Source organism: Stenotrophomonas sp. PA-6-5C (assembly GCF_021605635.1).
GTDB lineage: Bacteria > Pseudomonadota > Gammaproteobacteria > Xanthomonadales > Xanthomonadaceae > Stenotrophomonas > Stenotrophomonas lactitubi.
This window is the reverse complement of sequence record NZ_WKEE01000114.1, coordinates 1-1,479: the sequence shown is the minus strand read 5'-3', so window position 1 is coordinate 1,479 and position 1,479 is coordinate 1. Positions and strand designations below refer to the sequence as shown.

At 64.6% G+C, this 1,479-nt stretch carries 1 protein-coding gene; it reads left to right on the top strand.

Going from position 1 to position 1,479, the window contains the following annotated elements:
* The first annotated feature begins 146 nt into the window (after positions 1–146).
* Positions 147–1,124 (top strand): 2-oxoglutarate and iron-dependent oxygenase domain-containing protein, encoded by a 978-nt coding sequence (locus GIW57_RS23635; RefSeq protein ID WP_100461028.1) that lies wholly within the window; start codon positions 147–149, stop codon positions 1,122–1,124.
* The last annotated feature ends 355 nt before the right edge of the window (positions 1,125–1,479 follow it).

The following is a 1,479-nucleotide window of genomic DNA, read 5'->3' as shown; positions in this document are numbered from 1 at the left end:
GGGTTGGGATGGGGCAACGGGTGGCGTTTCCCGGCGTGACGAAGTCGTTAAACCGCGCGCGGGTGGCGCATTGTATCGGTTTGTTTCAGTGTGTCGGTGGCGTGTCCCGATCTATCTGTCACAATGTTCAGATCGGTCGCCATGACATGGCGGGCCCGTACCGACTCAACGACAAGCCAGGAACCGCTGTGAGCCAGATCCCCACCCTCGACATCACCCGTTTCGACAGTGACCGCGACGCCTTCGTGGCCGAGCTGGGGGCGGCATATCGCCAATGGGGGTTTGCCGGCATCCGCAACCACGGCATCCCGCAGGCCGACATCGATGCGGCCTACGACGTCTTCAAGGCCTTCTTCGCACTGCCGGATGAGACCAAGCGCAAGTACCACGTGGCTGGCAGCGGCGGCGCCCGTGGCTATACCCCGTTCGGTGTGGAGACCGCCAAGGGCTCCAAGCACTTCGACCTGAAGGAGTTCTGGCACATCGGCCGCGAGATTGCCGACGATTCCAAGTACCGGGACGTGATGGCGCCGAACCTGTGGCCGTCCGAGGTCGAGGGCTTCCGTGAGCGTGGTTACGGCCTGTACCAGGCGTTGGACAACCTGGGTTCGCGTGTGCTGTCGGCCCTGGCCCTGCACATCGGCCTACCGGAGCACTTCTTCGCCGACAAGACCAATTTCGGCAATTCGATCCTGCGCCCGATCCATTACCCGCCGATCACCACCGACGACATTCCGAACGTGCGTGCCGGTGCACATGGCGACATCAACTTCATCACGCTGCTGGTCGGTGCCAGCGCGGCAGGCCTGGAAGTGCAGTCGCATGATGGGGACTGGGTGCCGTTTACCTCGGACGCGGACACCATCGTGGTCAACATCGGCGACATGCTGCAGCGCCTGACCAACCACGTGTATCCGTCGACCATCCACCGCGTGGTCAATCCCCCGGGCGAGCTGGCCCGCCAGCCGCGCTATTCGGTGCCGTTCTTCCTGCACCCGAACCCGGACTTCCTGATCGACGTGCTGCCCTCGTGCATCAGCGAGGAGAACCCGAGCCGGTATCCGGAGCCGATCACCGCGCACGGCTTCCTCGAAGAGCGCCTGCGCGAGATCAAGCTGAAGTAATGAAGAAGCCGCCGAAAGGCGGCTTTTTCATTACGGGTAGCGCCGGGCCATGCCCGGCGAGCGCAGCGGAGGGTGTTCGGCAGGGCTGCGCCCTGCACCCGCAGAGGCCAGAGCCAAAGCCAAAGCCAGAGCGGCTCTGGGATGTTCCGTGGGGAGGCGGGGAGGTGTCGGATGGCGGGGACGCCGTAAACCCATCCCTGGGGGCTTGGCCGCGGCATCCATGCCGCGGACACCCCGCCATCCGACACCTCCCCGCCTTCGACACTCCCCGCGGCTGTTGGTAGGTGTCGACCTTGGTCGACACGATCTATCCACGCCATGCGTGGATGGGATCTGTCAGGCCTCGAAGCGGGGC